Origin of the sequence: Phenylobacterium sp. (assembly GCF_019636135.1) — a bacterium.
In the GTDB taxonomy this organism is placed as follows: Bacteria; Pseudomonadota; Alphaproteobacteria; order Caulobacterales; family Caulobacteraceae; genus Phenylobacterium.
Genome location: NZ_JAHBYD010000013.1, coordinates 114,852 through 121,674, shown reverse-complemented (window position 1 = coordinate 121,674; position 6,823 = coordinate 114,852). Strand labels below are relative to the sequence as shown.

Genomic DNA, 6,823 nt, shown 5'->3' with positions numbered 1-6,823 from the left:
GCGGGGCCGCGGGCGGCGCGGCGGCGTCGCGGGCGCTGTCGCTGACCGACACGCCTTCGCCGAAGCCCTGGCCGTTCCAGGCGAGCTGGGCGGCGCATTGCGTGGCGGCCGTGGCGCCGGCGCCGCACGCCGCGCCCCTGCGGGCGATCTGGACCTTCACCGGCGTCCCCGCGATCAGCCGGTAGGCCAGCAGGGTGTCGGAGTAGACGCGCCGCGCATTGTTGGCCGCGTCGGTGACGAAGATGTCGACCCGCGCCTGGCCGTCCTGGCGGAAGAGGCCGGGGCGCCCCGCGCACGCATAGTCGCCTTCGGACAGCAGGTAGTCGACCCGCCCGTCGCCGGTGAAGTCCTGGGCGAAGACGTACCGTCCGCCGCCCGGACGCCCTCCGGCCGCGACGCAGCGCGAGTCGAGGGCGTTCATGTGGGTCAGGACGACCGCCGGGATCGCCGGGCGCGGCTGGGCGGTCGCCGCCGTCGCGGCCAGCAGAAGGGCGGCGGCCGAGAAGGTCTGCATCGTTCGCATGGGTACTCCCGGGACTCCTGGAAACACAGTACCGCGGCCTCAGTGCGCGCGCTGCTGGAGCCGGAGCGCATAGGCCAGCAGGCAGGCGTTGCCGAAGAGGATGAGCGCGGCGTAGGGGCCGGCGGTGACGGGCGAAAGGCCGGTGATCGGGGCGAAGGCGAGGGTGTAGGCGACGTCGCCGAAGAGGCCGGGGAGCGCCATGGCGACGGCGACGGTCACCGCCTGGTCCGGCGGCGACCTGCGCCAGGTCATCACCGATTTCAGCACGATGCAGACGATGAGCGCGACGCCGACCGCGCTCGCGGCCAGCACGATCGGGCCGTTCCCGAACAGCAGCCCGCCCCCGAACCGGAAGGTGACCGCGCCGCCCAGCCAGACGCCGAAGCCCAGCAGGGCCAGCACGCCCAGTTCCTTGCCCGCCATGACGTCTTCCCCTCGTTCCGGTGGGACCCTGGCCGTTCGCGCGGCCTGCTGACACAACCGTGACCGTACGGGGGGACTGACGTCCACGCGAGTCTGCTAACAGGGATGCGCATAGGGAGGCGCCTCTGAGTTCCGTCGTCACGATCCTGTTCCTGCTGCTGGCCGTGGTGGTCAGCGGCGCGCTCGCGCGGCTGACGCGGCTGCCGCTGCCGCTCGTGCAGATCGGGCTCGGCGTGGCCATCGCGCTGTCGGTCGTCCCGACGGTCCAGTTGGACCCGGAGCTGTTCTTCCTGCTGTTCCTGCCGCCGCTGCTGTTCCTGGACGGGTGGCGGATCCCGAAGGACGACCTGCTGCGCGACCGGGCCACGGTGCTGGAGCTGGCGATCGGCCTCGTGGTGCTGACGGTGGTGGGCGTGGGCTTCCTGATCCACTGGCTGATCCCGGCCATGCCGCTGCCGGTGGCCTTCGCCCTGGCCGCGGTGGTCTCGCCCACCGACCCCATCGCGGTGTCGGCCATCGCCGCGCGCGTGCCGCTGCCCAAGCGGGTGATGCACATCCTGGAGGGGGAGTCGCTGCTGAACGACGCCTCGGGCCTCGTCTGCATGCGGTTTGCGGTGGCGGCGATGCTGACCGGGTCGTTCGTGATCCAGGAGGCGCTGCTGACCTTCCTGTGGCTGGCGCTGGGCGGGATCGCCATCGGCGTGGGCGTCACCTGGGCGGTCTCGCTCGCCAAGCAGCAGATCAGCCAGCGCCTGGGCGAGGACACCAGCGCGCAGATCCTCGTCAGCCTGCTGATCCCGTTCGGGGCCTACATGGTGGCCGAGCATTTCCACTGCTCGGGCATCCTGGCGGCGGTGGCCGCGGGCGTGACCATGGGCTTCACCGAGCAGTCGGGGCAGGCGCTGGCGGCGACGCGGGTGCGCCGCGCGGCCGTGTGGGACGTGGTGCAGTTCGCCGCCAACGGGGTGATCTTCGTGCTGCTGGGCGAGCAGATGCCCGGCCTGTGGAGCTCGGCCAGCCAGACGGTGCTGGCGTCGGGCCACACCGAGCCGTGGTGGCTGCTGGTCTATGTGCTGGCGATCAGCGCGGCGCTGGGCTCGATGCGGTTCGCCTGGGTGTGGGCGTCGCTGCGCCTGACGATCTTCAAGGCGCGGCGCCGCGGCGAGCCGGCGCAGAAGGTGAGCCGCAGGCTGATGCTGGCGATGTCGTTCGCGGGCGTCCGCGGCGCGATCACCCTGGCCGGCGTGCTGACCCTGCCGCTGACGCTGACCGACGGGACGCCGTTCCCGGCGCGGGACCTCGCCATCGCGCTGGCGGCGGGGGTGATCCTGGTCTCGCTGGTGGTGGCCAGCGTCGGGTTGCCGCGGGTGCTGAAGGGGCTGGAGCTGCCGCCGGAGCCGTCGCGGCAGACCGAGATCGACCACACGCGCGTGGCCGCCGCCCAGGCCGCCATCCAGGCGATCGAGGACGAACAGCACGCGATGGGCGCCGGCCAGACGGACGCCGACCTCTACACCGAGGCCTCCGTGCGCGTCATGGAGAGCTACCGCGCCCGCATCGACGGCCGGGCCGAGACCCCCGAGTTCGCGGCGCAGCGGCGCAAGATCGAGGACATCGAACGCCGGCTGCGGCTGGTGGGGCTGCGCGCCGAGCGGGACGAGATCTACCGGCGGGCGAGGGCGCGGGAGGTCGAGGACGACCTGGCGCGCAAGCTGGTCCGCGACATCGACCTGATGGAAGCGCGGTACACGGGGTGATCGCCTGCCTCCCGGCTGGACCGCAGCCGCGGAGGCGCTACGCTCCCGCGCATGCGTCGCGTCCTCCTCGCCCTCGTCCTGCTGTCCGTCGCCGGCGCCGCGGCCGCGCAGGTGGTGAACCACGACATCGCCGTGCAGGCGCTCATGGCGACGCGGGTGAATCCCGCCGCGCTGGCGTTCTGGGCCGGCGGCAACGACCCGCCCGAGGGGGAGACGCCGGCCGAGGCCGAGGCGCGCTGGGCCGAGGCGGTGAAGGGCGCGCAGGCGCTGCAGGCGGGGGGCCGGGCGTTGCTGCAGCACTCGCGGCCGGGGCGCTGGGACGAGTACGCCAGGCTGCTGATCGAAGGCGGCGAGACGGGCGAGGCGGCGGCGCGCGCCAAGGACATGGACGCCGCGTTCACGATCGGCGGCGATCAGGTCTACAACGCCTGCAACGGTTGCCATAAGGCCTACATCCCGAGCCCGGTGCGGCCGCAGTAGGCGCAAGCGGCGGGAGTCGGTCGATGGACGATGTGAAGGTCGAGGCCGCTCCCCTGCCGCCGGGCGCGGGCGAAGCCGTCCACTATCTCGAGGACCTGCTGGGCGAGGTGATCCGCTACCTCGACGGCGAGGACGCCGAGGCCCTGGTGCGGCGCGCGCAGGGCGTGGCGCAGCAGGACGATGAGGAGGCGCTGGAGGCGCTGTTCTCGGGCCTTCGCGGCGACCAGGCGGTCTATCTGGCGCGCGCGCTCACCTGCCAGTCGATCCTGCTGAACCTCGGCGAGGACGTCGCGGGGCGCCGGCAGGAGCTGTCGGGCGACCTGCCGGCGACGCTGGTCGAGGCCGCGGCGCGGGTGGGGGCCAAGGCCGCGGCGCGGATCGTGCCGCGGATGGCGGTGGCGCCGGTGTTCACCGCGCACCCGACCGAGGTGCGCCGGCGCGCCATCGTGGAGCGCGAGGCCGAGATCTCGCAATTGATGGCGAAGCGCGCCGAGGGCGGGCTGACGGCGCATGAGGAGACGCGGCTGCGCGACGACCTCTTCCGCGCCATGTGCCTGCTATGGAAGGCGCGGATGCACCGGCCCGAGCGGATCACGCCGGCCGACGAGATCCGCAACACGCTGGCCATCGTGCGGCAGTCGATCCTGCCGGCGCTGTCGGACGCCTACGACGGCTGGAGCGAGGCGTTCGAGACGGCGACGCCGCTGACCCTGGGCTCGTGGCTGGGCGGCGACCGCGACGGGCACCCGGGCGTGAGCGGCGAGACGCTGAAGCTGGCCCTGAAGTCGCAGGCGCGGCTGATCCTGAACCACTATTCCGACGAGGTGCGCCGGCTGTGGTTCGACATGGCGGTGAGCGGCGAGCTGACGACGGCCAGCCCCGGCGTGATCGCCCTGGCCGAGGTGACGCCCAACCCGTCGGTGCATCGGGAGGACGAGCCCTACCGCAAGGCGCTGCAGGAGATCTGGGACCGGCTGGCGGCGACCGCCGACCGGATCGCCGGCGGGAACTGGGGCGGCACGACGCCGTACCCGGGCGCAGCGGCCTTCGTGGCCGACCTGGAGACGATCCGCCAATCGGTGCGCCAGCACCTGGGCGAGCGGGTGGTGGGCGCGCGCTTGAGGACCCTGATCGCGGTGGCGAAGGCGTGCGGCTTCCACCTGCTGTCGCTGGACCTGCGCCAGAACGCCGACGTCCACGAGCGGATGATCCACGAGCTCTACGTGCGGGCGGGCGTGAACATCGACTACCTGGGCTCGGACGAGGCCGAGCGGGTGCGGGTGCTGTCGAAGGAGCTCAGCCACGACCGGCCGCTGCGCTCGCCGTTCCTGGACTACAGCGAGGAGACCACGCGCGAGCTGGGCGCGCTGGACGCCGCGGCCGAGGTGGTGCGGATGTACGGCGAGAAGGCGCTGGGCGCCTACATCATCTCGAAGACCGCCAGCCTGTCGGACATCCTGGAGCCGCTGGTGCTGCTGAAGCAGGCGGGCCTCGTGCAGGGCGGCGACAACGGCCGCAGCGCCGTGCGCATCACGCCGCTGCTGGAGACCATCGGCGACCTGGAGCACGGGCCGGAGCTGCTGCGCCGGTGGCTGGCGCTGCCGCTGCCGCCGGCGCTGTTCGGCGAGGCGCACTGGCGCGAGGTGATGCTGGGCTACTCCGACTCGAACAAGGACGGCGGCTACGTGGCCTCGCGGCACAATGTGGCGAAGGCGGCGGGCGTGCTGTCGGCGCAGGCGCGGCGCGAGGGCGTCGACCTCTGGTACTTCCACGGCCGCGGCGGCTCGGTGGGCCGCGGCGGCGGGCCGGCCGCGCAGGCGGTGATGGCGCAGCCGCCGGGCACGGTGAAGGGCCGCATCCGGCTGACCGAGCAGGGCGAGATGATCTCGCGCCGGTTCGGCGACGCGGCCACGGCGCTCCGCAGCCTGGAGAGCCTGGCGGCGGCGACCCTGATGGCGAGCGCGCGGCCCGACGAGGAACCCTGCGACGCGGGCTGCGCCGGCATGCTGGAGACGCTGAGCAAGGCCTCGTTCGCGGCCTATCGCGAGCTGGTCTACGACGACCCCGGCTTCGAGGACTTCTTCTGGGGCGCGACGCCGATCTCGGAGATCGTGGGCCTCAACATCGGCAGCCGGCCGGCCTCGCGCACCAAGAGCCGGCGGATCGAGGACCTGCGGGCGATCCCGTGGGTGTTCTCGTGGTCGCAGGCGCGCGTCATGCTGCCGGCGTGGTTCGGCTTCGCGGGCGGGGCGGCGAAGGCGGGGCTGTCGGTGGCGGACCTGAAGGACCTGCTGGCCGACCAGGTGTTCGCGGCCATGGTCTCCAACATGGAGGTGGCGCTGGCGCAGTCCGACATGGCGATCGCGGCCAGGTACGCGGCGCTGCATCCGAAGGGGGCGGCGATCTTCGAGGCGATCCGGGCCGAGCACGCCCGGGCGTGCGAGCTGGTGCTGGCGATCCGGGGCGGGGCGCGCCTGCTGGACAACCACCCGCAGATGGCCGAGTCGGTCTCGCTGGCGGCCGAGGTGGTGGACCCGCTCAACCACCTCCAGGTCGAGCTGCTGGCGCGCCGGCGCGCGGGCGACGACGACCCGCAACTGAAGCTCGCCATCCAGCTCACCGTGGCCGGCGTGGCGGCGGGCCTGCGGAACACGGGCTGAGCGGAAGTCATTGAATTCCCTCAGAGGGAATTGAGTCCGGACCCTAGCTCAGCACGTAGCCGCCCAGGGTCTCGACGCCCAGGTCGGCGGTGATCGCGTGGGCGGTCACGCGGGCCTTGAAGCCCTCGCCGTCGCGGCTCACGGCGATCTCGTTCCACCGCGCCGCCTGGTCGTGGGCCATGCCCGTCGGCGTCGAGGCCGAGGGGACGCACAGGACCGGGATCGTGGCGCCGCCGGGGCCCTTGACGCCGGTCAGCAGGGCCTCGTGCGCATGCCCGTGCAGCACCAGCTCGCAGCCGGTCTCGGCCAGCAGGGCCCTGAGCGCGTCGACGTCGGTCAGCGACTTGCGCCGGGAGACCACGCCCGCCGCCACGGGGTGATGCACGAGCACGACCCGGTAGAGCCCCTCGGCCTTGGCCAGCAGGCCCCGCGCCGCCTCGATCTGCGCCCGGCCCAGCGCGCCCGTCGCCAGATGCGGCGCCGTGGGCACGGCCGACGACAGGTTCACGATCGCCACGGGACCGCGCACCCGCAGGTGCGGAAAGGCCGCGTCCGGCCCATCGCCCAGCCACGCCTTCCATGGCCCGAACCCCTTCGGCGCGCCCGCCGCCGCCAGCGCGTCGTGGTTGCCCGGCGAGACGGTCACCGCCGCCGGGTCGCCCAGCCCCTCCAGCCACATCCTCGCGGCCGCGAATTCCTCCGGCGTGGCGAAGTTGACCAGGTCGCCCGTCACGACCAGGTGGTCGACGCGCGCGCCCGCGATGCTCGCCGTCAGGGCGTCCAGCACCCGTGGATCGTGCCGATGGTGCTTGCGCCGCCAGGCGAACCGGGACAGCGACCGTTTGGAGACCACATCCGACCACCGGAAGGGCAGGGGCGGCGGCGGCAGGTGCGGATCGGATATGTGGGCGATACGGAAGGCGGTCACGAGAGCCCACGGCTTTCCTAAGGGAACGGCGCTGGGTATCAGGTTCCACCGA

General features: G+C 73.1%; 6 protein-coding genes. 3 read left to right on the top strand and 3 right to left on the bottom strand.

The window, feature by feature from the left end:
• Both KF737_RS11255 and KF737_RS11250 read right to left on the bottom strand, forming a co-directional pair.
• Positions 1–523: hypothetical protein (locus KF737_RS11255; RefSeq protein WP_296454447.1), on the bottom strand; the 523-nt coding region annotated here is incomplete at its 3' end.
• Positions 524–562: 39 nt separating this feature from the next.
• A complete protein-coding gene (locus tag KF737_RS11250) occupies positions 563–946 on the bottom strand; it encodes a DUF5367 family protein (protein ID WP_296454445.1) in 384 nt (127 codons plus the stop codon).
• 125 nt (positions 947–1,071) lie between these two features.
• Here KF737_RS11250 and KF737_RS11245 point away from each other — a divergent pair, with 125 nt between their 5' ends.
• The 3 genes from KF737_RS11245 to ppc are packed head-to-tail and all read left to right on the top strand — an operon-like array spanning position 1,072 to position 5,843.
• Positions 1,072–2,703: a Na+/H+ antiporter gene (locus KF737_RS11245; RefSeq protein WP_296454451.1), complete on the top strand. Its 1,632-nt coding sequence runs from the start codon at positions 1,072–1,074 to the stop codon at positions 2,701–2,703.
• A gap of 51 nt (positions 2,704–2,754) precedes the next feature.
• The gene (locus KF737_RS11240) at positions 2,755–3,183 is read left to right on the top strand and encodes a hypothetical protein (RefSeq protein ID WP_296454443.1); all 429 of its coding nucleotides are present in this window, start codon (positions 2,755–2,757) and stop codon (positions 3,181–3,183) included.
• A gap of 23 nt (positions 3,184–3,206) precedes the next feature.
• A complete protein-coding gene (ppc, locus tag KF737_RS11235) occupies positions 3,207–5,843 on the top strand; it encodes a phosphoenolpyruvate carboxylase (RefSeq protein WP_296454442.1) in 2,637 nt (878 codons plus the stop codon).
• Positions 5,844–5,886: 43 nt separating this feature from the next.
• Here the strand turns inward: ppc and KF737_RS11230 are convergent, their stop codons facing one another.
• On the bottom strand, positions 5,887–6,771 hold the full coding sequence (locus tag KF737_RS11230; RefSeq protein WP_296454441.1) for a metallophosphoesterase: 885 nt from the start codon (positions 6,769–6,771) through the stop codon (positions 5,887–5,889).
• Positions 6,772–6,823 lie beyond the last annotated feature (52 nt).